The 24,505-nt window shown below is 34.6% G+C and carries 24 protein-coding genes and 1 riboswitch; of the genes, 21 read left to right on the forward strand and 3 right to left on the reverse strand.

Annotated features, from left to right (window positions below; all coding sequences use genetic code 11):
* Nucleotides 1-15 precede the first annotated feature (15 nt).
* The 6 genes from VB796_RS04895 to VB796_RS04920 all read left to right on the forward strand — a co-directional run bounded on the left by VB796_RS04895 (nt 16) and on the right by VB796_RS04920 (nt 5,935).
* A complete protein-coding gene (locus VB796_RS04895) occupies nt 16-531 on the forward strand; it encodes a biopolymer transporter ExbD (RefSeq protein ID WP_323345393.1) in 516 nt (171 codons plus the stop codon).
* Nucleotides 532-799: 268 nt separating this feature from the next.
* Nucleotides 800-1,636: a TonB family protein gene (locus VB796_RS04900; protein WP_323345394.1), complete on the forward strand. Its 837-nt coding sequence runs from the start codon at nt 800-802 to the stop codon at nt 1,634-1,636.
* A gap of 120 nt (nt 1,637-1,756) precedes the next feature.
* Complete coding sequence (locus VB796_RS04905; protein WP_323345395.1) at nt 1,757-2,008, forward strand: hypothetical protein; 252 nt, start codon at nt 1,757-1,759, stop codon at nt 2,006-2,008.
* A 53-nt stretch (nt 2,009-2,061) separates the two neighbouring features.
* Nucleotides 2,062-3,012, forward strand: coding sequence for a substrate-binding domain-containing protein (locus VB796_RS04910; RefSeq protein ID WP_323345396.1), 951 nt, complete (start codon nt 2,062-2,064; stop codon nt 3,010-3,012).
* A 337-nt stretch (nt 3,013-3,349) separates the two neighbouring features.
* The gene (locus VB796_RS04915) at nt 3,350-5,023 is read left to right on the forward strand and encodes a tetratricopeptide repeat protein (protein ID WP_323345397.1); all 1,674 of its coding nucleotides are present in this window, start codon (nt 3,350-3,352) and stop codon (nt 5,021-5,023) included.
* Nucleotides 5,024-5,164: 141 nt separating this feature from the next.
* On the forward strand, nt 5,165-5,935 hold the full coding sequence (locus VB796_RS04920) for an SDR family oxidoreductase (protein ID WP_323345398.1): 771 nt from the start codon (nt 5,165-5,167) through the stop codon (nt 5,933-5,935).
* A 107-nt stretch (nt 5,936-6,042) separates the two neighbouring features.
* Here VB796_RS04920 and VB796_RS04925 read toward each other — a convergent pair whose 3' ends face one another.
* Nucleotides 6,043-7,953: an ATP-dependent DNA helicase RecQ gene (locus VB796_RS04925; RefSeq protein ID WP_323345399.1), complete on the reverse strand. Its 1,911-nt coding sequence runs from the start codon at nt 7,951-7,953 to the stop codon at nt 6,043-6,045.
* A 119-nt stretch (nt 7,954-8,072) separates the two neighbouring features.
* Between VB796_RS04925 and VB796_RS04930 the strand changes: the two genes are divergently transcribed.
* On the forward strand, nt 8,073-9,170 hold the full coding sequence (locus VB796_RS04930; RefSeq protein ID WP_323345400.1) for an acyltransferase: 1,098 nt from the start codon (nt 8,073-8,075) through the stop codon (nt 9,168-9,170).
* Here the strand turns inward: VB796_RS04930 and VB796_RS04935 are convergent.
* Nucleotides 9,167-9,700, reverse strand: coding sequence for an acyl-CoA thioesterase (locus VB796_RS04935; protein ID WP_323345401.1), 534 nt, complete (start codon nt 9,698-9,700; stop codon nt 9,167-9,169). The genes VB796_RS04930 and VB796_RS04935 overlap by 4 nt on opposite strands.
* A gap of 13 nt (nt 9,701-9,713) precedes the next feature.
* Between VB796_RS04935 and VB796_RS04940 the strand changes: the two genes are divergently transcribed.
* The 9 genes from VB796_RS04940 (at nt 9,714) to VB796_RS04980 (ending at nt 17,884) form a co-directional block, all read left to right on the forward strand.
* Entirely contained in the window at nt 9,714-9,845 is a 132-nt protein-coding gene (locus tag VB796_RS04940; protein ID WP_323345402.1) for a hypothetical protein, read from the forward strand.
* 157 nt (nt 9,846-10,002) lie between these two features.
* Complete coding sequence (locus tag VB796_RS04945) at nt 10,003-10,683, forward strand: response regulator transcription factor (RefSeq protein ID WP_323345403.1); 681 nt, start codon at nt 10,003-10,005, stop codon at nt 10,681-10,683.
* Between the two features lie 105 nt (nt 10,684-10,788).
* Nucleotides 10,789-11,081: riboswitch (cobalamin riboswitch) on the forward strand.
* A gap of 105 nt (nt 11,082-11,186) precedes the next feature.
* Nucleotides 11,187-13,148: a TonB-dependent receptor plug domain-containing protein gene (locus tag VB796_RS04950; protein WP_323345404.1), complete on the forward strand. Its 1,962-nt coding sequence runs from the start codon at nt 11,187-11,189 to the stop codon at nt 13,146-13,148.
* Between the two features lie 38 nt (nt 13,149-13,186).
* Complete coding sequence (locus VB796_RS04955) at nt 13,187-14,281, forward strand: YncE family protein (protein ID WP_323345405.1); 1,095 nt, start codon at nt 13,187-13,189, stop codon at nt 14,279-14,281.
* Nucleotides 14,282-14,531: 250 nt separating this feature from the next.
* On the forward strand, nt 14,532-15,119 hold the full coding sequence (locus VB796_RS04960; RefSeq protein WP_323345406.1) for a DUF6580 family putative transport protein: 588 nt from the start codon (nt 14,532-14,534) through the stop codon (nt 15,117-15,119).
* 156 nt (nt 15,120-15,275) lie between these two features.
* On the forward strand, nt 15,276-16,211 hold the full coding sequence (locus tag VB796_RS04965) for an ABC transporter substrate-binding protein (RefSeq protein WP_323345407.1): 936 nt from the start codon (nt 15,276-15,278) through the stop codon (nt 16,209-16,211).
* A 106-nt stretch (nt 16,212-16,317) separates the two neighbouring features.
* Nucleotides 16,318-17,022, forward strand: coding sequence for a diphthine--ammonia ligase (locus VB796_RS04970; RefSeq protein ID WP_323345408.1), 705 nt, complete (start codon nt 16,318-16,320; stop codon nt 17,020-17,022).
* Entirely contained in the window at nt 17,023-17,664 is a 642-nt protein-coding gene (locus tag VB796_RS04975) for a diphthine--ammonia ligase (protein WP_323345409.1), read from the forward strand. It abuts the gene before it with no gap.
* Between the two features lie 13 nt (nt 17,665-17,677).
* Nucleotides 17,678-17,884: a cysteine-rich CWC family protein gene (locus VB796_RS04980; RefSeq protein ID WP_323345410.1), complete on the forward strand. Its 207-nt coding sequence runs from the start codon at nt 17,678-17,680 to the stop codon at nt 17,882-17,884.
* Nucleotides 17,885-17,935: 51 nt separating this feature from the next.
* Here VB796_RS04980 and VB796_RS04985 read toward each other — a convergent pair whose 3' ends face one another.
* Entirely contained in the window at nt 17,936-19,039 is a 1,104-nt protein-coding gene (locus VB796_RS04985; RefSeq protein ID WP_323345411.1) for an Mrp/NBP35 family ATP-binding protein, read from the reverse strand.
* 266 nt (nt 19,040-19,305) lie between these two features.
* On the opposite strand from VB796_RS04985, the gene VB796_RS04990 reads away from it, so the two are divergent.
* From VB796_RS04990 to VB796_RS05010, 5 genes are all read left to right on the forward strand, one after another.
* Entirely contained in the window at nt 19,306-20,319 is a 1,014-nt protein-coding gene (locus tag VB796_RS04990; RefSeq protein WP_323345412.1) for a histidine kinase, read from the forward strand.
* A gap of 125 nt (nt 20,320-20,444) precedes the next feature.
* The gene (locus VB796_RS04995) at nt 20,445-21,347 is read left to right on the forward strand and encodes a sensor histidine kinase (RefSeq protein WP_323345413.1); all 903 of its coding nucleotides are present in this window, start codon (nt 20,445-20,447) and stop codon (nt 21,345-21,347) included.
* A 762-nt stretch (nt 21,348-22,109) separates the two neighbouring features.
* Nucleotides 22,110-22,718 carry a histidine kinase gene (locus VB796_RS05000; RefSeq protein ID WP_323345414.1) on the forward strand — a complete coding sequence of 203 codons (609 nt, stop codon included), beginning with the start codon at nt 22,110-22,112 and terminating at the stop codon, nt 22,716-22,718.
* 161 nt (nt 22,719-22,879) lie between these two features.
* Nucleotides 22,880-23,746, forward strand: a complete 867-nt coding sequence (locus VB796_RS05005) for a sensor histidine kinase (protein ID WP_323345415.1) — start codon at nt 22,880-22,882, stop codon at nt 23,744-23,746.
* A gap of 4 nt (nt 23,747-23,750) precedes the next feature.
* On the forward strand, nt 23,751-24,497 hold the full coding sequence (locus VB796_RS05010) for a LytTR family DNA-binding domain-containing protein (RefSeq protein WP_323345416.1): 747 nt from the start codon (nt 23,751-23,753) through the stop codon (nt 24,495-24,497).
* The last annotated feature ends 8 nt before the right edge of the window (nt 24,498-24,505 follow it).

Raw genomic sequence — 24,505 nt, forward strand, 5'->3', positions numbered from 1 at the left:
CAAACCCCAGAAAAAATGGCAGAAATAAGTCAAGACGGTGGGGGCAAAAAAGGTGGTAAAAAACGTAGTAAGAAAGCGTCAACCAAAATTGACATGACACCAATGGTGGATTTAGGTTTCTTACTAATTACCTTTTTCATGTTAACCACGACGTTAGCAAAGCCCGTAGTAATGGAGTTGAATATGCCTGACAAAACGGAGACGGAAGAAAAATCACCAGTGAAAATGTCAGAAACATTGACAGTTATTCCTGATGCAGAGAAAGTATATTACTATCAAGGTCTTCCAACCGATGCTACAACTCAATTGCAAAAAACTGATTATTCAAACAAAGGTATCCGTACTGTTTTGTTTGATTTGAAGAAAAGAATTGGTGATAACTTCACCATTGTAATTAAAGCATCTAAAGGTGCTAAGTACAAAAATATGGTTGATTTATTGGATGAATGTGTTATCACAGGAAACAAGCGTTATGCCATCTTAGAAATTGACCCAGATTCAGAAGCATTGATTAAAAAATCAGGGCTTTAATTCAAAGGGTTAGAGAGGTTTTGAAGTAAACTAAGTTCAAAGTAACTCATAAAAACCTCTATGCTATATTAATCCAATGATTTAGAATTAAAACTAAAAAAATAGTTGAAAATATTTTGAAAACTAATTAAATAGTTTTAACTTTAATTCAAGAAAGATTAGCGAAAAAATTAGTGTAATTGCAATGTAACGATTGATTGTTGATTGATAGCGGTTTTCCGCTCGACTAATAATTGTTAATTGCTCAACAGTATTAACATCAAGAATTATGTCAAACGTAATAAGTCCAAACGCAACATTGGATGATATTATTTTCAGAGACAAAAACAGAAGTTATGGTGCTTTTGTCTTGAGAAAAGAATATCCCAAAGTGGTTACAAGGTCTTTACTGGTAGGCATAGCTTCTGTTTCAACTCTTTTTGCTCTATCTTTTGCTTATAATAAATTAGCAGAGACTATTGAAAAAAATAAAACAGAGGTAACAGCTGAGGTAATGAAGATTGACCAGCCACCACCAGAAAATAAAGTACCACCACCACCACCACCACCACCACCGCCACCACCACCGAAAGAAATTCCGAAGGTGACTACAACAAAATTCTTACCTCCTGAAATTAAAAAGGATGAAGAGGTAACGAAACCTGAGCCACCGCCAGAAGTTGTAGTAGGTAATACAGCATCTGAAACAGTAAAAGGCGAAACGGAGGTAGAAGCACCACCAGTTGACCCAGATGCTAAACCAGCTAAGGAAGAAGCTCCAGTTGAACCACCAAAACCGAAAGAAGAAGAAATCTTTACGGCGGTAGAACAACAAGCTGAATTCCCAGGTGGTATGGGAGCTTTTGCAAAATTCTTGCAGAAAAACCTAAAATACCCAGCTGCCGCTCAGCGTGCTAACGTTTCAGGAAAAGTATATATCCAATTCGTAGTAAATACGGATGGTTCTATTCAAAACGTTGAAACGTTGAAATCAGTAGGTTTTGGTTGTGATGAGGAAGCAGCAAGAGTAATTAAATCTGTACCAAAATGGACTCCAGGTAAACAGTCTGGTCGTGCGGTACGTTCAAGATTTACTATTCCTATTAACTTCCAATTATCAGAATAGTATTTATTCGAGCAATCGAAAATCATAGCTTAAAAAATGAAAACCTGTCAGGAAACTGGCAGGTTTCATTTTTCTTAACAGTTTATAATATGAATCGGGAGATTCGTGTTACAAAAAAATATGCCAAATAGAATTTTTGCAATAGTCAATGCCTTAATGGCGTTATCATATTCCATTATTGGAGTAATGTTGGTTTTATATCCACAATCAGCTTTTGCTCAAATGATGTTGCCTTCTTCTAAATGGGCTTATGCTTTAGGAGCAGTTCTTATTGTTTATGGCTTGTTTAGGGCATGGAGAGTGTATGAAAAGTTTAAGGATGATGATGATGACGATGAGGAGTATTCATATTACGATGGGAGAAAAGGGTAGTGTTTAGCAATTACAATCTTATTTACCAATCATTCGGTACAACAATTAAAATTATGAAAAAGCTATTGAATTTGACGCTAATAGGACTTGGAATGAGTGCTTTAGTTTCGTGTGGGGGAGGAAAAGATAAAGATGGAAATGAATTAGACACACCAGCCAATGGAACAATTACAGTGGCGGTGGATGAATCATTTAAACAAATAATTGAGGCGGAGAAATCAGCGTTTGAGAAGACATTTCCTTATACAAAAATAAATTTAGTATTCAAGCCAGAAGGAGAAGCAGTAGCAATGATGCTCAATGACAAAGCTCGTATGGCTGTGGTGTCAAGAGAATTAGATGAAAAAGAAAAAGCCGTTTTTAAGCGTGACGATATCAGATATAAGAGTTTTAAATTTGCTGGGGATGGTATCGCATTGATTACAAATAAGGCAAATCGTGATACTTTGATAACAACAAAGGAATTAGAAGAAGTAATGAAAGGTACGAAAAAGAGATGGTCGGAAGTAGGTAAAGGAGGTTCTGGACAAGATATAGTATTGGTTTTTGATGGTACAAGTTCAAGTAATTTAACATTTTTATTAGATACTTTTAATATTGATAGAAAGCAAAAGGTTTCATTTTTTGCTGCAAAATCTAATAAAGATGTAATTGAATATGTAAAAACGCACGCAAATGCTATGGGGGTAATTGGAGTAAATTGGATAAGTGATGGTGATGACCCTACTTCATTGAAGTTTATCAGAAGTGTAAATGTCCTGTCGGTGGCGAACAAACCGAATCCCAAAACAGAAGATTATTGTCAACCATTTGGGTATAATTTGGCTTTGAAAAAGTATCCATTAACTCGTAAAATTAGATTGATTTTGAAAGAAGCACACATGGGGCTTGGTACGGGTTTTATCAATTATATGACACTTGAACAAGGACAACTAATTGTCTATAAAAATGGATTGATTCCTCTGACACAACCATTACAGATTAGACAGGTGAAAACTCAATAGATGTTAATGTTTTGTTAAGGATATTTCAAAGGAGTTACTTCGTGTTTTCGAGGTCGTCAGATAAATATCTTTCATAATTTGCAAAATATTATAAAAATAATCCACTTATGTAAAATCTGAAAAAAGAATAGATAAAGAATAAAAGTGGGGTTTTTATTACAATTTTTTTATTTTAATTTTGTAAAGAGTCTTAAAATTGAAATAATATAAAAGTTTTATCAATTGGGGCTTTTATTTTAAATTTTAAGAGAATAAACTAAAGGGAACGAATTAAATTAATGTGTGCAAGCACTCAAAAACTACTTACAACTAAAAAATCAAGACGATGAACGTAAAAATGAAATCTCTATTGGTGGCTGCAGGTTTGTTATTTACTAACATGGTAAATGGACAGACAGTTCAGCAAGGATTAGCGCAGTTGGATGGAGACCAGCCAACAAAAGCGAAAGCAACGATGACAGCAGTAGTGACGGCTTCACCAACTGCTGAAAATATGTATTATTTAGGTTATGCTCAACTTCGTACTGGAGATTTGGCAAGTGCAAAAGCAACCTTTGAAAAAGGGTTAGCTGCTGAACCAAAACAACCTTTAAACTCAGTAGGTTTAGCAACATTGATGTTGGCTGACAAAAATGCACAGGGAGCTAAAGCTGCTTTTGACAAAATTTTGTTGGATACCAAAATGAAAAATGCTGAAGTGATGTTCCGTATTGCAGAAGCATATACTTTGTACGAAGAAACAAATGACCCAGGTGAAGCTATCCGTTTGATAGATTTGATTACTGAGAAAACGAAAAAACCTTTAACTGCTGATATGAACATTGTTAAAGGAGATGCTTATTTGTTGAAAAATGATGGTGGTCCTGCGGCAACAGCTTACGAGCAATCAATCTTAGTAAACAAAACGGCTAAAGCTTATATCAGATTAGGGGTTGTTTATTTGAGAGGTAAAAACTATCAGTTTACAGTAAATAACTATCAAAGTGCTTATGAAACTGACTCTGCTTTTGCTCCTTATTATAAGCGTATGGGTGAATATTATATCATTTTCAACCGTTATAAGCAAGCATCTTCATTGTTTAGAAAATATGTGGATAGAGCAGAAGCAACTTCTCCAGTATTGTTGAGTACAGCTAAATTGATTTTCTTAGCAAAAGACTATGAGTCAGCTTTAGAATTTACTCAAAAAGCAGAAGCTGGTGGAGCAACTGATAATGATGTATTTAGAATGAAAGGATATTCTAATATTGAATTAGGAAAATGTCAAGATGGTATTAATAACTTAGAGAAAATGGTGAAAGCAGGTGTGAAACCTTATTTCTTAGATAACGTGTATTTTGCGAAAGGTTATCAGTGTTTAAAACAAGATTCTTTAGCGATTACGTATTACGAGAAAGCTGCTCCTTTAGATACTATCAACAACCACAATGCAACAATGTACACAATTGCTTATGGACAGAAAAAGTATGCTAAGGCTGTTGACTATTCAACTAAGTCGATGGAATGGAAAGCTAAAAAGAAACAAGCTTTGACAAGTACAGACTGGTATAACCCAGCAATGGCTCAATATTTTGTAACTGCTTACACTCCACGTGAAGATACTTTAGGAAGATACAATCAAGGTCTTAAAGCAGATTCAATGTATGCAAAAGCAATTGCTATCAATGATAAATTTGCTCCGTTCCATTTGTATCGTGCAAGAACAAATAGTTATGTTGACTTTACTGGAACGAAATGGTTAGCTGTTCCTCATTATGAGAAATTCTTAGCGGTTGTTGACATGGCAAAAGCTAATAAAGACCAATTATATGAGTCTTACAAATATTTAGCAGGTTACCATATCAGCGTTACTAAAGATTTAGTAAAAGCTCAAGAATATGTTGACAAAGCGGTAGCTATCAAAACTGATGACCCAGACGGATTGAAAGTAATGTTGAATCCAGCTTCAGCAATTCCTGCAACTCCTGTTCCAGCAGTAAAAACACCAGCTCCGAAAACTCCGAAAAAATAATTTTTTAGATTTTTCAATACACAAAGCCCTGCCTTATGGTGGGGCTTTGTTAATTTTGGGGGTATTTGTTTGTAAAATATCAATTACTTCGTCAGAATAAGGGAAACACATCAAATTATTCATCATATTAAACCAAAAAATATGTACGCATTAATCACAGGAGCAAGTAAAGGGATTGGAAAAGAAATAGCTATTGAGTTAGCGAAAAAACAATTTAACTTAATTTTGATTGCTCGTTCAGCCAGTCAATTGGAAGAAGTTGCGAATGAAATTCAAAGTAAATACTCGGTTAAAGTTCAATTTTTAGCCGCAGATTTGTCAGCACCAGATGCCGCAAGAGGCGTTTTTAAATGGGTTGAACAAAATGGTTACAAAGTTTCTGTTTTGGTAAATAATGCAGGCTACGGAGCAGCAGGCAATTTTGATAAGTTCACGATTGAACAAAATCGTGATATGATGAATCTTAACATGATTACTTTGACCGAAATGTGTCAGGTGTTTTTACCAATGTTGAAGAATCAATCTCAAGGATATATTTTGAATATTGCCAGTTCAACAGCCTATCAAGCATTGCCACAAATGGCCGTTTATGCAGCAACGAAGATTTTTGTTTTGAATTTTTCAAGAGCTTTGAAATTTGAACTAAAAGATTCTCCCGTATCGGTAACTTGTGTTTGTCCAGGAGCAACGGATACGAATTTTAACGACCGTGCAGATATTCCTGCCAAAGCCAGAGAAGCCGCAGAAAAAGTAGTGATGACTCCGCAAGAAGTAGCTAAAATTTCGGTAGATGCCATGTTTGCGAGTAAAACGGAAGTTATTCCTGGATTTATCAATAAGTTAGGAGCGTTCTTGGCTTGGCTCGCTCCGAAGTCAATTACCGAGAAAGTAGCGGCTGGAATTTATCAGTAAATTTGGGTAGAGACAAGGCATTCCGCTGTCTAAGGCAATAAAAATTATTTGTGAATGTTATTACGCTATTGAGACAAGGCACTGCCTTGTCTCTACAATAATATAATTTATACCAAATTCCCTTCATCATCGTACCGAATTTCTTCATTGGCAATCATCTCTCTAATAATTGTTTGGAATTTGGTTTGATTATTTGGTTGCATAATTTGTGTAATTAATGGCAAACTCATGGCTCCGTTTTGTAATAACTGTTTTACTTTTTGGCGAATAATATCTTCAGAAGTCCTGTCTTCAATTTCACCTTTATTTTGACGTTTTTTCTTTAAACAGTTATCACAAACGCCACATTCTTCGTCCGTAATTTCGTTGAAATATTCTAATAATAATTGCGTTCGGCAACGGTTAGCATGTTCCATATAATGTCTGACTGCTTTTGCTTTTTGTAAATCTCGCTCTTTTCGATTTTTGATTTCCAATTCCTGCAAAGGCAACTCTCGAAGGTCGAATCGGGGCGTTAAAAAAGTCAATTGTGGTTTGTCTTTTTGTTTGTCGTAAATCAAAATATCAAACTTTTCTAAGATTTGAAGCCAAGCTTCTATTTCTTTAACGGGGATTGAATACGCTTTGGCAATATTCGCTTCTGAAATATTCAAGAAAGTTCCAAAAAGTTCTCCTCCGTACATTCTGAGCAATAATTTAATAAAAGAATCGTACTTCGGATTTCTCAATTGAAAATCATACAATTGCCGATTATCCACAATTAGCATAATTTTAGAAGTATTTTTAAATCCTTCGGATAATTGTAAAAACCCTTGAATTTCAAGAATTTTCAGAGCAAAATAAGTGTCGGTGGGAGGGAGGTCAAAACGACGTTGAAATTCTACTAAATCAAAATCATAGCTGGCAAATTCTCCTGCTCCAACTGCCAACTGAAAAAGGTTTCCTAAACATTGATAAACTCGTCGGATGAGCTCAATGGGGGGATAAGCTTGTTGCACATTTTTCTCTAAACCATCAATATCCGACTGATTAAATAAGGAAACCCCATAAGCCTTTTCACTGTCACGTCCTGCCCGCCCAGCTTCCTGATAATAGGCTTCCAGAGTATCGGGCAAATCCAAATGTACAACCGTTCTCACATCAGGTTTGTCAATTCCCATACCGAAAGCATTGGTGGCAACAATCACTCGTACTTGATTTCTAATCCATGATTCTTGCCTTTTGGTGCGTTCCGTTGCGTTCAGTCCTGCATGGTAAAAAGTAGCTTGTACGTGATATTTATTCAACAAATCCGAAATCTCCTGTGTACGCCTTCGATTACGAACATACACCACCGCCGAGCCTTGTACATTCTGCAAAATCTTCATCAAACGTCTTTCTTTGTCGTCCTCTTTGAAGGCTGAATACGATAAATTGGCTCTCGCAAAACTCTGTTGAAAAGTTTGCGGATTGTTCATTTCCAAACGTTCAACAATATCCATTTTCACTTCTTCGGTTGCGGTAGCCGTTAAAGCAATCATGGGAACTGGAGCAATAAGTTTCCGAAATTCCGCAATTTTCATATAAGGCGGACGGAAATCATAACCCCATTGCGAAATACAGTGAGCCTCATCAATTGCTAAGATATTGATTTTCATCTGCTTAGCTCTTTCAATGAAAATTTTGGTCTGTAATCTTTCGGGAGAAACGTAAAGGAATTTTATATCACCATAAATACAATTGTCGAGGGCAATATCAATTTGGTTTTTGTGCATTCCCGAAAAAATACCAATGGCAGAAATTCCACGCTTTTTTAGCTGTAAAACTTGGTCTTGCATCAAGGCAATTAAGGGAGAAATCACAATACAAATACCTTCCGACATGAGAGCGGGTACTTGAAAACACAAGGATTTGCCCCCGCCCGTAGGCATGAGGGCGAGCGTATCACGACCATCAATTACCGACTGAATAATGTCAGCTTGTAATGGACGAAAATTATCGTAACCCCAATATTGTTTTAGTATTTCTTGTGCTTTCATAAAATTGATAAGTGTGTCTTATTTTGTTAATCGGATACCATTCTCGTTTATTTTCAACAATTCAGCGTAAATTTGTTACAAAGAATTGCCCATAATGTATTTCGCAAAATAAAATAAATATGAGTACAATCTCCAATAATCGTAACCAAGCCATTGATTTTTTAAGAGCCATTGCTGTATCTCTAACTCTTTTTAGACATTTTGGAATCAATTTATTTATGTACAAAATTGGCTGGGTTGGTGTGGATTTATTTTTTGTTTTGAGTGGTTTCTTGGTTTCGGGTTTGTTGTTTGGGGAATTCAAAAAGACAGGTAAAATTGATTTTATACGCTTTTTTGTGCGTCGTGGCTTAAAAATCTATCCTTTGTTTTACCTGCTTATTGTTATTTATATCATTCAAACAAAACTTGACCCCATTGCCAAAATAGATTATCATGCCATACAAGTAGAGGCTCTTTTCTACAAAAATTATGTGGGTGGCAACGCATTCTGGATTCATACATGGTCGATTGATGTAGAAGAACATTTTTATCTGTTGCTCCCGTTGCTTTTCTTAGCCTTATTGTTTTTCAATAAAGCAAGTCAAACGCCTTTTAAAGCCATTCCCTATTTGTTTTGTGCAATTGCCATCGGAAGTTTAGCACTCAGAATTCATGCAACTTTAACGATGCCTTTCTCTCACGTTACCAACGTTTCGCCTACGCATTTACGGATTGACTCGCTTTTCTTTGGTACGCTGTTGTCGTATTTCTACCATTTTCATCGTGAAAAATTAGGCAGTTTCGTTACCAATAATAAAAATCTTCTCCGCATCGCAAGTTTCATCTTGCTTTTACCTTGTGCCATTTTTTGGGATGAAAACCCACAAATGATTACTTGGGGCTTTACCTCTTTATATTTAGGTTTTGGGGGAATTCTACTATTAAGTATTTATTCTGAAATAAAATTGCCTCCATTTCTTGAAAAAATATACAAGGGTATGGCAACGATGGGTTTGTATTCGTATTCAATGTACATCATTCATTGGCCATTGATTTGGTGGTTTAAATTACCTATTGGGGAGTATTTAGATAACCATTTCCCCATTAAATTAGGGGCGTTTTTTGTCTATTTTGGATTGGTTTATCTATTGGGATGGATACTTTCTAAAACGATAGAAATTCCATTTTTGGCTTTACGAGATAAACTTTTTCCTGCCAAATCAAAATCACTTTAAGATAGCATAAATGTACCTTCTGCCAATTCTTTTTTAATGACTTTTATTCTGTCGTTTAATGTAATATGTTCAAAATCAATGCCTTCAACGCAGATGGCTTTTAGAAATACTTCTACTTCTGGTTGGTGATTGGTCTTTTTCCCTGTGCGTACATCAATGTATTTTGAGGTCGTCCAAAGTACAGCACGAACCGTTTTACAGTCGTAGTCGGTCATAACAAATTCTGTAACTAACGTATTTTCGTTATGATAAATGGCTGATGAAATTATTTTGACCCATTCACTCACTTTTGCAGACGACACATAAGCAATTTGATGGTTATAAACCACCCATGATGTTTGATTATGAATAAAATAATCGTTGTAGTCAAATTGATAAACTTCTGCTACTTGGTCTTCCCGAGCATTGAAAAAATAGTCAAAGTATTTAGCGTTATTCAAATGTTGAAGCGGGTCGCAATCTTGGAAACGAATGACCGCTTTTGAATATAATTTCTTGGGATAAGTTTTATTGGAATCTAATTGGAACATATTTTTGGAAGTGATGAGTTATAATTTATACGGTAGGACAGGTTTCCAACCTGTCAATGAAGTACATTTGAGAGATTTCCAACCTGTCAATGAAGTACATTTGAGAGATTTCCAACCTGTCAATGAAGTACATTCGACAGGTTAGAAACCTGTCCTACCTTTATCAATACAAAGTTAGTTTATAAGCGTGGTTGAAGAAGGGCAAAGTAGAATGAATTGTAAATATTCTTCAAAACCCCTAAATTAGCAAGTAAATGTAGTTCGATGGCTTAACATCGAAAACATATTCAAATACAAAACGAATGACAAGAATATTATTAGTTGAGGACGACGATAGTTTAGGGTTTGTAGTAAAAGACAATCTTGAGCAAGAAGGATACGAAATAAACCTCCAAACAACAGGAAAAGCAGGACAAAGAGCCTTTCAACAGAATCAATACGATATTTATATTCTTGATGTGATGCTTCCAGAAATGGACGGTTTTACGCTTGCAGAGTACATTCGGAGTACGGGAAGTGATGTGCCAATCATTTTTTTGACGGCAAAATCTTTGAAAGAAGACCGCATTAAAGGCTTGAAATTGGGAGCGGACGATTATTTGACAAAACCATTCAGCATTGAAGAATTGGTTTTGCGAATCGAAGCTATTTTGAAAAGAACGGGTAAAAAGAGCAATCAACAACCCATAGCAATTCATACACTCGGCAAATATACTTTCGATACCAAAAATCTAAAGCTCATTTTTGAAGAAAAAATTCAAGACCTAACGCACAGAGAATCTGACCTTTTGGAGTTTTTGGTTCAGCATAAAAATGAAACTTTGTCGAGAGATAAAATCCTTATCGCTATTTGGGGAGACGACGACTATTTCAAAGGCAGAAGTTTGGATGTTTTTATTACTCGACTTCGTAAATATATCAGCCAAGACCCAAGCGTTAAATTAACCAATGTTCACGGCGTTGGGTTTAGATTGGAGGTGTAAAATGTAGCACGGGAATCCTTCCCGTGTGATTTGCAAGTATCCGTTTAAAACACGCCTCACGGGAAAAAATCCCGTGATACCATAATATTTTTCAATTTTCCCACTACCTTTGCATCAGTTTATGGTGCTTTCTATTCGTTATCGAACGAATTTAACGCTTAATAGGGAAATCGGTAAAAGCCGATACTGTCCCCGCAACTGTAAGTTTTATAAAGTCATTACCATTCTTCAATAACCACTGGTTGTTGGTTATTGGTTATTAGTTAATTAGTTATTGGTTAATGGTATTTTTAATACTTGTGCCTAATAACCAATCACTAATAACCAATCACTAAAACTGGGAAGGTTCAGTAATGATAAAACGAGTCAGGAGACCTGCCATTAAATCATTCTTGGTTTTTGTTTACGGAAGATAAACATAATCGAGCGTTAGATTTTCTCTTTTTATTTTCTTGGTCAATTTCAGCGGTGCTTCCGTCGGTCAAGGCTTAACGAATGTTGTTATGTCTCTTGTCGTGTATTCTGTACGTTCTCGGATTTTATTTTCATTAGTGGGTTTGGTTTTACCCTTGTTTGGCTACGCCCAAGAGATTGCCAACAAGCAAATTGATGAAGTAAAAGTTACGGGTTTTGCTACCGAACACTTTATGGCGGGTTTGAAAGTGCAAAAAATAGATTCAGCCACTTTAGCCAGATTTCAATTCCAAACCTTAGCTGATTTCCTACAATTTCAATCACCAATTGCTTTTAAAAGTTACGGTTCTGGGCAACTGACGAGTATTTCCTTTCGTGGAACGTCGGCAATGCACACGGCGGTACTTTGGAATGGCTTAAATATCAATAGTCCAATGGCAGGGCAAACGGATTTTTCAACCGTTCCTGTTTTGGGTTTCGACGAGATGTCAATTCAGTACGGTTCAGCCGCCAGTTGCGTAGGTACGGATGCGGTTGGAGGAAGTATTTTATTAAGTTCCGTTCCAAAATGGAAACAAAAAGGGACAAATTTTACCATTGGCGGTCAGTATGCAAGTTTTGATAATTATAACGGACAAGCAGGTTTGAGATTTGTAAAAATTAGTAAATCTGGTTTGCAATTTTCTGGAAAAACATTGTTGTACGGAAGTCAATTTAACAACCATTTTAACGCAACCGAAAGAACCGACAATACAGGGAGAACTTACCCAATTGAACCTTCTGAAACTGCCCAAAAAGGATTTATCCAAGATTTATATTTGAAGAAAAAGAATGGAAATACGCTTTCTTTGAATATTTGGTTGACCGATAATAAATTAGCCATTCAGCCCGATGTAATTGCTTTTCGGGAAATTACGCAAAGTAAAGCCTACCGTGTTTTATCAGCTTATCAATTTGGCAATACCAATGTAAAAGCAGGTTTTATTAAAGATATTTTAGATTACGGAACGGGTGATTTTCTAAATCCAAGTCATTCAGAAACAGATAGATACATTGCTCGTGCCGAACACGAATTTTCAATAAAAAAGAAAGATTCCTTCCAACAAACTTCTTTGAGAATTGGGGGTGAATTTGTGCATTACGTCGCCAAAGTAGATGGTTATGGTGGTGGCTCAATCACCGAAAGCCGACAAGATGTTTTTGCATTGTTACGCCAACAATTTACTCAAAAATTAACCGCTTCACTAAATCTACGTCAGGCATTTTCAACTCGTTATGTTGCTCCCTTTACGCCATCTTTTGGTTTAGAATATGCGGTGATTTCAAACGAAAAAACACAAATTAAATTAACAGGAAATATTGCCAAAAGTTACCGTTTACCAACGCTTAATGAACGTTATTGGAAAGTATTAGGCAATATCAATATTCAGCCTGAAAGCGGATTGAACAAGGAAGTTGGAGCAAATTGGAAACAAGTTGTTTCTGCCAATCTCAATGCTTCATTAGGCGTAAATGTCTATCATAATTTGATTGATAATTGGACGTACTGGAATCCAGATAAAGGCTATCGAGTAGAGAATTTACAGCAAGTTTTAAGTCAAGGTTTTGAGATTACGGGTAGCATTAAGTATTTGAAGGATAGGATATTAGGGGGCGTTTTAGCTACTTATGCTTATACCGATGCGTCTCAGCAAAAAGTCTATGATGTTTATGCCGTTGATATTATTGGCAAACAATTAATTTACGTTCCCCTACATACACTCACGGGAACGGCTTATGTGGGCAAGGGCGATTGGTCATTGAATGTTCAAGGGCTTTATAACTCTGAACGTTTTATTACCTTCGACCATTCAGGGCGACCATTTCCGTCGTATTTTATTGTAAATAGTACCGTTTCGGGCAAAATTCATTTCGGCAAAATTCAAAGTAATCTTATTTTTCAGGTCAATAATTTGACAGATACCGTTTATCCAAGCGTTAGAAAAAATGCGATGCCTGGGCGTAGTTTTTCTTTGGGTTTGGTGTTTTCGGGGAATGTTTTTAATCATTAAAATTCAATAATTTTTTATCCATATAAATCAAAACAATAATGCAGTTTAATTCTATTTATGTTCGTTCATTGGCAGTAGTTTCTTTATTTTTAGGGCTAAATGCTTGTAATTCAACTTCCGAACCAGAGCCTTCTCAACCTTACGATACTGGCGTTTTTGTACTAAATGGGGGAAACTTCTTCGATAATAATGGTACAATCTCTTTATATAATCCTACAACCAAAACGATTTCTTATGATGTTTTTCAGAAAGAAAATACTCGTGCTTTATCAGGTGGTGTTGCAGGTTATACAGAGGTAGATGGTAAGGGTTTGATTTTGGTAGATAACTCTACCAATGGAAGTGATGCTGTGGAAATTGTATCAGCAAGAACATTCAAATCTGTGGCAACAATTAAGGATTTAGAAAATCCAAGAAGTGTAATTAAAGCAAGCACCAATAAGGCTTATGTAGTTTGTTGGGATGTTCTTAATCCAGATTATTCATATAAGTTAGGTTATGTAGCAGTAATTGACCTTACAACGAATAAAATTACGAAGAAAATCCCTGTTCAAAACGGTGCAGAAGGTATCGTGATTGTGGGTAATGAAGCATTTATCGGTAATACTTCTTATTCAGGAATTAAAACAATTACGGTGATTGATATTAGCAAAGATGAGGTTTCTGGAACGGTTGCATCAGCAGGAGCAGCATCAAATTTGATAGTTGATGCGAATAATAAAATTTGGTGTACAATTGGAAAAGAAATTGTACGTATCAATCCTACTTCTAAAGTGGTAGAAACACGCCTGACTGCTGGTACAAGTACAACAAAAAGCCCACGAAACTTGACTTTGAATGCTAATAAAACAGCAATTTTCTTTGAATATTCTTTTTCAGATTCGTCTGATGGATATAAGCAAAAAGGAGATATTTTTAGTTTTAACATTAGTGATGCCACTATTTCAACGAGTACATCATTAATTAAACGTGCTTTCACAGGATTTGGGTTTGATGCTAAAAACGGAATTATTTATGGTGGAATTACACCATCTTATAAGCAAGCAGGTTATGTAATTAGATACCAAACTAATGGAACATTAATTGACTCTGTAAAAGCAGAAATTGCTCCTAATGGCTTCTTATTCAAATAGATATAGATAAGTGTGGGCGTAGGCGGTGCGACTACGTATTATTAGGTCAGACGATGGTCGGACAGACAACCAATTATACTTAGTGGTCTGACTACCGTCTGACCAACTTGGTCTGAATTATACTTAGTGGTCTGACTACCGTCTGACCAACTTGGTCTGAATTATACTTAGTGGTCTGACTACTGTCTGACCAACTCGGTCTGACTACAAATAAATTTTGCCACAAAGCAAAGTATAAATTAAAACAACCATGAAACAGACATTAAATCCTCGTTTTTTAACCTTGCTTTGCTTCATTTTAGCAATCGCTTTATTACGAATTGCAAACTCAACAGGGTTGACTCCTTTTGCTCATTATTCGCCAATTGGTGCTTTGGGATTATTTGGAGGAGCGTATTTTTCAAGTCGTTGGAAAGCTTTTGCCTTGCCGATTCTCACACTTTTAGTGAGTGATTTGGTGATAAACAAAGTCATTTATCAAGGAAAATATGGCGTGATGTATGAAGGTTGGTATTGGATTTATGGAATTTTTGCGATTATCGTTTTATTCGGAAAGGTAATTCTTCAAAAAATCAACGTTCAAAATGTAGTTTTGGCGGCAATTATTGCTTCAGTTTCACATTGGATTTTGGCGGATACTACCGTTTGGATTGGTGGCGGAACAGATTTAAGAACGATGCTTCCATTAAGTAAAGATTGGGCAGGTTTGCAACAATGCCTCATTCAAGGATTTCCATACATGAAAAACTTTTTGGTGGGAACATTAGCTTACAGCGGATTAATGTTCGGTGCATTTGAATTATTGCAAGTACGTTTTCCAAAATTAGCAATAGTATAGAAGGAGTATAGAGCACGGATTGAAGCCACAATGGAATTGGGATTAGACACGGATGGAAATTAATTTATAAAAGATTATTTGAAGTATAATTCAATCCGTGTCTAATCCGTTTAATCCGTGTTCCAATTTACTTGTAACACGAAAAGCCAATAAACAATGAAAGCCGTTTCTTTCCTTCCTGCCGCAACGCAAATGATTTATGATATGGGTTTGCAAGACCTTTTGTATGGCGTAACCTTTGAATGTCCCGAAAAATCACGGGCTGAAAAGCAAATATTGGTTCGTTGTGTATTGGAAGGAAAAGACTATTCGAGTGAAGAAATTGACCGTATTTTTTCCGCTTCAAAAGCACAGGGTAAAAGTCTTTATTATGTAGAAGAAGACAAGCTACAAGCCATTGCACCTGATATTGTTATTACGCAAGACGTTTGCGAAGTTTGTCAAATAGACACCAAATGCACTCAAGCAGTTATTGATAATCTTGAAAAAACACCTCTCATCATCACACTGACACCCCAAAGCTTGACTGATGTATTTCAGTCCGCCATCACAATTGCTTCGGCGTTGGGTCGAGAAGAAGCCGCTTTTCATTATTTGGCAAAACTTCAACATCGTATCGACACCGCCATTGACGTACTCCGAGAACATCGGGCTTTGCCGAAGCGAGTGATGGTGATGGAATGGATTGAGCCCATTTATAACTGTGGACACTGGATTCCGCATCAAATTGCGTATGCTGGAGGAACAGATATGTTGGGGAATCCTTCGGGAGATAGTATTGTAACTTCGTGGGAAAAGGTATTAAAATATGACCCCGAAGTTTTAGTCATAGCTCCTTGCGGTTTTGAAACCAAAAGAAGTCTTGAGGAATTGCACCTATTAACTTCAAAACATGGTTGGGAGAACCTACAAGCAGTTCAAAATAAAGCAGTCTATATCCTTGATTATGATTTGTTTACTCAACCAAGTGCCTCGACCTTAGTAAATGGTATCGAAATTTTGGCAGCATTATTTCACCCTACACTTTTTAATATTCCAGAATCATTGAAACATAAAATTTATCCAGTTTTCAATGAAATTTTAGTTGAATGATAACACATCAATACATTAAATAACCTCTAACTTATTCATTGGTCTGATACGAAAGTGCCAGACCAAATTTTATTCCTAATAAATTCTTTCTGTTACTCATACTTAAATGCAAAAAAGAGCCTTAATGAATTGGTCGGGAGGAAAAGATTCAGCCCTTTCGCTTTATCATGTTCTTCAAAATAAAGAATACGAAGTTGAATATCTTTTAACATCCTTGAATGATTCTTTCAAGCGAGTTTCGATGCACGGCGTTCGAGAAGAATTGCTCGACCAACAAGCCGAAAATATTGGCATTAATTTGATAAAATTACGTTTGGCTGAAACCGTTTCAATGGAAGAATATCAAGCAAAAATGGCTGAAACGATGCAACCTTTGATTGATTCGGGCGTTGAATATTCCATTTTTGGCGATATTTTCTTAGAAGATTTGCGTAAACATCGGGAAGAACGTTTGGCAGAAGTCGGTATGAAAGGCGTATTTCCTATCTGGAAACGTCCTTCGTTGGAATTATTGGATGAATTTTGGGATTTAGGTTTTAAAACAATGGTGGTTGCCATCAACGGAAATCATTTGGATAAATCATTTTGTGGTAGAATTCTCGACCGTGATTTTGTCAAAGATTTACCCAAAACGGTTGACCCTTGCGGAGAAAATGGCGAATTTCATACCTTCGTTTTTGAAACGCCTTATTTCAAAAATTCCATTAAATTTGATATTGGCGAAACGGTTGATAAAACCTATCATTTCAAAAATTCAGACGGGGATGATTTAACTTCGACTTACTTTTTTACCGACTTGATTCCTAAATAAATGAACTTAATTTGCTCATGGTCAGGGGGCAAAGATTCTTGTTTTGCTTTAATGCAAATGAATCAACCTCCCACCGTTTTATTGAATGCTCTAAATGAAAATGGAGAAATTAGTCGCTCGCATGGTTTGCATACCACTGTTTTGCAAGCTCAAGCCAAAGCGATGAACGTTCCGATTGACTTTATTTCGGCAACTTGGGCAGATTATACCGAAAATTTTATTCAAAAACTTCAACATCTTACCCAAGAATATCAATTAACCGATGCCGTTTTTGGTGATATAGATATTGAAACTCACCGAGAATGGGAAGAAAAAGTTTGCCAATCAGCAAGTCTAAATTGCCATTTACCTTTATGGCAACATGACCGTAAAGATTTGGTTATCAGGATGATTGAATCAGGAATTGTGGCTATGATAGTTTCTTGCAATGACCACTTAGGACAGGTTTTTTTGGGTAAAATAATTAATTTAGAAACAATTGCTGAGTTGGAAACCAAAGGCGTAGATGTATGTGGCGAAAATGGCGAATTTCATACCGTAGTATTAGATTGTCCTCTTTTTACAAGACCAATTGACGTTATTTTAGGTGAAAAAAAGAGTAATGGAACGGGTTATAATTTCTTGGAGTTAATGATGAAGTAGAAGTTGAATTATCATGGAAAAACACGTTGCCGATAGTTGCCCAAGGTGTGGCGATATTTTCACTTGCAAGGTAAATAACGTCTTGCAATGTGATTGTATGAAATTGGTTTTGACTAAAGCCGAAACGGAATACATTGCAGATATTACTGAATGGGAATATGAAGGTAATTGTCTGTGTAATAAGTGTTTAATAGAACTGAAAGAAGAAATAAAATCATAATTCGATGTTCGTTTTAAGAATTAACAAACATCGAATTATGACCAACAAAAATTATACTCTTACTTGTACAGGTTGCGTTTTTGCTTTACTTGCATTTCTAATAGCAACTTGTTGAGCTAATAAATTGGCAGATTCACGGAAGGCATCTGCAATTACACCTTCGTCCATTACCGCAGGGCGACCAGCATCCCCAGCCTCACGAATACCCTGTACAATTGGAATTTCTCCTAAAAGTTCAGTCTCAAATTTAGTTGCTAAGTTTTTTCCACCATCTTTCCCGAAAATATAATATTTGTTATCAGGTAGTTCTTCAGGTGTAAAGTACGCCATGTTTTCGATTACGCCCAAAACAGGTACATTAATCTGTGGCTGACGGAAGAACATTAATCCTTTGGTAGCATCGGCAAGAGCCACTTTTTGTGGAGTTGTCACGATAACAGCACCCGTTACTGGCACTAATTGTACCAACGAAAGGTGAATATCTGATGTTCCTGGAGGAAGGTCAATCAATAAATAATCTAATTCTCCCCAGTGTGTATCGCTAAAAAACTGACGTAAAGCCTGCGTTGCCATTGGTCCTCTCCACGGCACAGGATTATCTTGTGGTGCAAGAAAACCCATCGAAATCATTTTGATTCCGTACTGCATAATAGGCTGAATCATATTCTTGCCATCTACCTGATGCACCATTGGTTGCATATCTTCTGCCCCAAACATTACAGGAATAGAAGGCCCAGAAATATCGGCATCAATAATACCAACTTTTGCCCCTGATTGTTTGAGAGCCATTGCTAAATTGGCAGTAACCGTAGATTTTCCAACGCCACCCTTGCCAGAAGAAATGGCGATAATGTTTTTAACATCAGGGAGTAATGTTCCACCCATTCGAGAAGAGGTAACATCAGAACTCATATTGATAACAACGCTCAAATCTGCATCCACGTGTGTGTGAATAGCCTCTGTACATTCTTTACGAATCCGTTCTTTTAATGGACACGCTGGTGTTGTTAAAACTACCGTAAAGCGAACTTCACCTACACCCAATTCGATGTCCTTAATCATATTGAGGGTTATCATATCTTGTTTCAAGTCAGGTTCTTGAACAGTCGATAATGCCCTAATAATATCTTCTTGTTTTATTTTTAAATCACCCATGATTTTAATGAAATAATTAGTGAATTAAGCACTCGGAGAATGTTTTGTCCAAGCCTTAATTTTGAATTGTAAAGATACGGCTGAAATTTGGAAGGAGAGTTAGAAAAACAAAAAAGGCTTCGGAACAACTAAGGGCTTCTTTAAGTGTTGATACAAGATATTAGGCTGTTCACCCCGATTAAAGGCTGTTTAGCGTAATAAAATGATTTTTAAAGTATTGAAAGTTTGAGAATTGGTAATTTTGTTTAAAAGTTGTCATAGATAAAATGGATAAAAGGAGAAATCACATCATTTTTTGGGTAGGGTATTTTTTATTGATTAATGGAATTAATATTTATTCAAGGATTATAACAGGCTCTTTAACGATTCCTTTTTTTTTAAGAATTTTTGTTGGAGATGTCACAACTGTATCGCTAACCTATTTGTACCTGAATATATTATTTCCTCGTTTTTTAGTTACAAAAAAATATTTATGGTTGGTCTTGGTGAGTTTGTTTTTTTATTTCTTAATCGTTTCAAGTATTTATGGATTGTTTCATGGCTTACATCAATTATATCCTCTCGCTTTTTCTGATGTTCAATTTTTAGAAGAATTTATAAAGGTGCTGCATTCTTTTTTTAGAGTGCTTAACATAACATTTTCATTTTGGATTTTTAAAAAACTATTACTTGAACTTGAGCAAAGAAAAGAAAAAGAAAGAACATATTTTACCTTGAATAAACATATATCGAATGCCGAACTGATGAGTCTGAAAAACCAAATAAACCCTCATTTCTTTTATAATAGCCTTAACTTTTTATACGCACAATCAATTCCTTATTCAGACAAACTTTCAAAGAGTATTCTTTCCCTTGCAGACATGATGAGGTATTCTATCAGAGAAAATGATGAAACGAAAACGATATCCTTAGAACAAGAAATAGCCTATCTTGAGAGGTACATTTATTTAGAAAATATGGAATATCAAAATAGTTATCAAAGCCAATTTATAGTCACAGGCAATACCAAGTATAGACGGATTCTTCCAATGGTATTACAGCCTATTTTAAGTAGTAGTTATTATTTTGGTAAAGAGACTTACTTTGAAATATCAATAGAAGAAAATCAGATACAATTTGTCTGTAATTATACAAAAAAACAAGAAATTCAGATAGACGATATTTATGAGTTTTATCATACTTTAAGAAGTAAAATGGTTAGTAAATATTATCAGAGTTTATCGGTCAACTATAACCATAGCAAAGAGTTATGTAACATTTTCGTTGTCATATTATCATGAAAAACTTTAAATATCACATAATTTATTGGTCTATATTTTATGTTCTATATTGCACATTGCATTTTGGTACATATACGACTGAAATTTATTGGTACTCTTTTTTTATATTACTATTGAATTTATGTATGTATATAATACCATATTATGCTTCTTTTTTATTTATAATTCCAGAGTATTGGGAAAAGAAGAAATATAGTTTGGCTATTCTCCTTTTTTTTATGTCAATATGTTTTACGCATTTTTTAATACAATTTTTTTACACATTTTTAAAGATACCTATTCCAAGAGGAGATAACTCTAATGAATTATCAATGTTGCAGAATTTTTTATTTATGATGAATATATTTATTCTTACACTTCCATTTGCTTTTACCTTATTTTATAGAGAGAAAATAGAAAAAGAGATAGCAGAACAAAGAATAATAGAATTAGAAAATTTTCGACTTGAACAATCCATTACACAAGCAGAATTAAACAATCTAAAAAATCAAATAAATCCAGACTTCTTATTTCGGAAACTTAATCTTTTCTATACTGAATCTCTTCTATATTCACCCAGTTTATCAAAAGGTATCTCTTTATTAACAGATATGATGCACTATGCCATTGATGATGAAGATGATAATGGCATGGTGTCTTTAGCGAAAGAAATCAAACATATCCAGAATTTTATTGAGATTAATCAGCTCCGTTTTGATGGACGCTTACAGGTTGATTTTTTAATGACTGATATTGAAGAAAGGCATCAAATAATGCCTTTAATTTTGATAACCTTTGTGGAAAATGCGTTTAAGTATGGCGAGTTGTTTGATGTAGAAAGTCCTATAAAAATACAAATCAATGTATTGGATGAGTGCTTAAATTTTAGGACTCATAATCGTACCCGTAAAGGTCCAACAGAGCTATCAGTCGGAATCGGTATTGTCAATACTCAAAGGCGTTTGGCATTAGGTTATCCAGCCAAATATCAACTAAATATCAATCATGAAGATGAGTATTATGAAGTAAAATTACATCTTAAATTATAGAGAATATTTTGGGCAATAAAAAAGGCTTGTAAAGAATTACGAGCCTTTTTGTTATATAGATGCAGAGACTGGTTTATAAATTGATGGGCAAATTGCCTATGTAGAATACTTCGTAGAACCCTTAATTTCCTTAAAGTTGGTTTAAGTTTTTTAATAAAAAAAACTAATTATATGAACTCCTCAATAAAAATGATGAACTGGGCGAAATAAAGGGTGAACAGGTTTTTGGTAGTTTTTCTATTTAAAATAGAGATTATCCTAAAATAAATGGAGTCAGACACAAAAAACAACCAGTTCACGTAAAAAGATAATTTTTAACACAGCAAGAAATATAGAATTGGTAATTTTGATAAATGGAATCAATCAAACTAAATGGATAAAAGGCGAAATCATATAATTTTTTGGACTGGGTATTTTTTGTACTATTATGTTATGTATTTGGCTGCATATAAATCCAAATCTTATATGCCAACGATGTTGATAAACACTTTTAAAGTGTGCTTTAGTAGTTTATATTTATTTTATCTTTTTATTATACATATTCTCCCATCTGTGTTGCCTCTAAAAAAGTATTTCAAATTAGCTGGCTATGTTATATTTGCTTTTGTATTTAGTTTAATAATAAACTATAGTTTGTCCTTAATAATGCATCATTTATTTCCTAAAAGCATTGAAATATCACCTATAACTAGAAATATAGCTTGGACTTTGATATCATTACAGCAATCATTTGCTCTGGCACTAATCTTTTGGTTTAGCAAAATGTTTGTTGGAAATGTAGCGTATGAGACTATTCTCCAAACGAAACAAAATATACTACGAAACACAATTTTGAATACAGAATTATTAGCCTTAAAAAATCAGATAAATCCTCATTTTTTCTATAATATGCTTAATTTTTTTTATGCACAGTTTTTGCCATATTCTGAAAATATATCAAGTTCTATTCTAAAACTATCAGATATGATGAGATACACCATTAGAGACAATAATGAAGATGGAAATGTAGCCTTGGATTCAGAAATTATCTATTTGAGAAATTATGTGGAATTAGAAAATATAAGTGAGCAGTCCAAAATAGAAATTTATATTAATGGTAATCCTAAATTTAGGCGAGTTCGTCCGTTGATTTTTCAACCAATTCTTTGTCATAGTTATATTTTTGGGGTTAAAATAGTGTTGAATATTACTATTGAGGACAGTCAGATTATTTTTTCAAGTAATTATATTACAAAAGCAGGTGCTAATACTTCGCATATTTTTGAAAGTGTAGAGAATATTAAACAAAAATTGTCGAATATTAAAGGATGTCATACTACGTTTCAATTTGATGAGTTGGAACATCGTTTTCAATTATTTCTAATTTCATGAAGAACTTTAAATATCATTTCTTTTTATGGGTAACTAATTATATTTTTCATTGTACAAATCACTTTTTATTTTCTCCTACAAAAATTGGTGTTCTATCGCTTCTTATTATTTTGTATAATGTATTTATAAAAGCCATAGTTTTTTATATAACCTTATGGTATTTGTTACCATTATTCTGGGAACAGAAGCAGTACTTGCGATTTGCTTTGTCAACAACTCTTGTTCTACTTCTTATAACATTTGTTAACTTATTTGTAAATCATAATTTTATACCTGTTCCTGAAGGAGATATTACGGCAAATTATCCTTATGATAAAGAGTTTATCTTGACAATTGTAGGAATATTGATTGAATTCCCATTTGTATTTGTATTCTGGTATGTTAATAAAATTGTAACACAAGAACGAATTAAAATACAAATAGAGCAAGAAAACCACCATCTCGAACAATCCATTATAGAGACTCAGTTGAATAATTTGAAAAATCAAATTAACCCTGATTTCCTCTTTCGGAAACTCAATTATTTCTACCAAGAATCTTTGCCATATTCTCCCAATCTCTCAAAGGGAATTTCGTTACTGACGGATATGATGCACTATGCAATTGACGATGAGGAAGATAATGGTAAAGTCTCTTTACAAAAAGAATTAAAGCACATTCAGAATTTTATTGAAATCAATCAACTACGTTTTAATGGACGTTTACAAGTAAAATTTGATATAGTAGGTGTCGAAAAGAAACATGAAATAATGCCTTTGATTTTGATAACTTTTATCGAAAATGCCTTTAAATATGGAGAACTATTTGATATTAATCATCCTCTACAAATTGCATTGAAGGTTGAAGACAATAACTTATATTTTAGTACTCATAATGCAACTCGTAGAGGACCAACGGAGGACTCGGAAGGCATTGGAATTAACAACACTCAAAAGCGACTTTCTCTGGGTTATGCCGAAAATTATAGTTTGGATATCAAGCACGAACCAACGTTTTACGAAGTAGCATTATACCTTAAATTAGAATAACACCATGATAAATTGTTTAATAATTGATGATGAACAAGCGGCTATTGATGTCATAAAGTTTCATAGCAAAAGTATTCCTTTTCTAAATGTGATTGCTGAAAGTCTTGGACCTGTGGAGGCTTTGGAGATTATTTATACCCAAAAAATTGATTTGATTTTTATTGATATTCATATGCCTGAATTGTCTGGACTGGATTTTATAAAATTAACTAAAGGAAGAAGTAAGTTTATCCTCACCACAGCCTATAAACAATATGCACTTGATGGCTATGAACACAATGTGATAGATTATCTCTTGAAACCAATTTCTTTTGAACGATTTTTACAAGCTGTTCAGAAGGCTCAAGATATACTTTTTCCTGTTGCTATTCCTGTAGAAAATACGACAGTTAATGCAATGAAAACGAAAGATTTTATTTTTATTAAAACTGACAATCGAATGCAAAAAGTATTTTTCTCTGAAATACTTTTTGTCGAAGCTTTAGGTAATTATGTAACGTTTAATACCACCAAAGGAAGATTTGTTTCACTTTTGAATATGAAGGATTTGGAAGATGACGAGTCTTTACCCCACGATAATTTTTTACGTGTTCATCGCTCATTTATTATTTCGCTTGATAAAATTGAATACGTAGAAGGAGGGTATATTTATTTGGATAAGGATACGCCTATACCGCTCGGAGACACATATAAAAGTCAACTTTGGACAGCCTTAGACAGTAGAACGATTCTATCTAAAAAGAGTTATTGATATTTTAT

Origin of the sequence: Arcicella sp. LKC2W (genome assembly GCF_034931005.1) — a bacterium.
Taxonomy (GTDB): domain Bacteria; phylum Bacteroidota; class Bacteroidia; order Cytophagales; family Spirosomataceae; genus Arcicella.

Excerpts from the sequence above, each read along its gene's own strand:
- VB796_RS04950 (WP_323345404.1), top strand. The coding sequence starts at position 11,187 with ATGTCTCTTGTCGTGTATTCTGTACGTTCTCGGATTTTATTTTCATTA.
- VB796_RS04930 (WP_323345400.1), top strand. The coding sequence starts at position 8,073 with ATGAGTACAATCTCCAATAATCGTAACCAAGCCATTGATTTTTTAAGA.
- VB796_RS04955 (WP_323345405.1), top strand. The coding sequence starts at position 13,187 with ATGCAGTTTAATTCTATTTATGTTCGTTCATTGGCAGTAGTTTCTTTA.
- VB796_RS05000 (WP_323345414.1), top strand. The coding sequence starts at position 22,110 with ATGTTTGTTGGAAATGTAGCGTATGAGACTATTCTCCAAACGAAACAA.
- VB796_RS04895 (WP_323345393.1), top strand. The coding sequence starts at position 16 with ATGGCAGAAATAAGTCAAGACGGTGGGGGCAAAAAAGGTGGTAAAAAA.
- VB796_RS04905 (WP_323345395.1), top strand. The coding sequence starts at position 1,757 with ATGCCAAATAGAATTTTTGCAATAGTCAATGCCTTAATGGCGTTATCA.
- VB796_RS04975 (WP_323345409.1), top strand. The coding sequence starts at position 17,023 with ATGAACTTAATTTGCTCATGGTCAGGGGGCAAAGATTCTTGTTTTGCT.
- VB796_RS04985 (WP_323345411.1), bottom strand. The coding sequence starts at position 19,039 with ATGGGTGATTTAAAAATAAAACAAGAAGATATTATTAGGGCATTATCG.
- VB796_RS04915 (WP_323345397.1), top strand. The coding sequence starts at position 3,350 with ATGAAATCTCTATTGGTGGCTGCAGGTTTGTTATTTACTAACATGGTA.
- VB796_RS04920 (WP_323345398.1), top strand. The coding sequence starts at position 5,165 with ATGTACGCATTAATCACAGGAGCAAGTAAAGGGATTGGAAAAGAAATA.
- VB796_RS04910 (WP_323345396.1), top strand. The coding sequence starts at position 2,062 with ATGAAAAAGCTATTGAATTTGACGCTAATAGGACTTGGAATGAGTGCT.
- VB796_RS04900 (WP_323345394.1), top strand. The coding sequence starts at position 800 with ATGTCAAACGTAATAAGTCCAAACGCAACATTGGATGATATTATTTTC.
- VB796_RS04945 (WP_323345403.1), top strand. The coding sequence starts at position 10,003 with ATGACAAGAATATTATTAGTTGAGGACGACGATAGTTTAGGGTTTGTA.
- VB796_RS04965 (WP_323345407.1), top strand. The coding sequence starts at position 15,276 with ATGAAAGCCGTTTCTTTCCTTCCTGCCGCAACGCAAATGATTTATGAT.
- VB796_RS04935 (WP_323345401.1), bottom strand. The coding sequence starts at position 9,700 with ATGTTCCAATTAGATTCCAATAAAACTTATCCCAAGAAATTATATTCA.
- VB796_RS04980 (WP_323345410.1), top strand. The coding sequence starts at position 17,678 with ATGGAAAAACACGTTGCCGATAGTTGCCCAAGGTGTGGCGATATTTTC.
- VB796_RS05010 (WP_323345416.1), top strand. The coding sequence starts at position 23,751 with ATGATAAATTGTTTAATAATTGATGATGAACAAGCGGCTATTGATGTC.
- VB796_RS04995 (WP_323345413.1), top strand. The coding sequence starts at position 20,445 with ATGTATATAATACCATATTATGCTTCTTTTTTATTTATAATTCCAGAG.
- VB796_RS04960 (WP_323345406.1), top strand. The coding sequence starts at position 14,532 with ATGAAACAGACATTAAATCCTCGTTTTTTAACCTTGCTTTGCTTCATT.
- VB796_RS04925 (WP_323345399.1), bottom strand. The coding sequence starts at position 7,953 with ATGAAAGCACAAGAAATACTAAAACAATATTGGGGTTACGATAATTTT.
- VB796_RS04940 (WP_323345402.1), top strand. The coding sequence starts at position 9,714 with ATGAGTTATAATTTATACGGTAGGACAGGTTTCCAACCTGTCAATGAA.
- VB796_RS04970 (WP_323345408.1), top strand. The coding sequence starts at position 16,318 with ATGCAAAAAAGAGCCTTAATGAATTGGTCGGGAGGAAAAGATTCAGCC.
- VB796_RS04990 (WP_323345412.1), top strand. The coding sequence starts at position 19,306 with ATGGATAAAAGGAGAAATCACATCATTTTTTGGGTAGGGTATTTTTTA.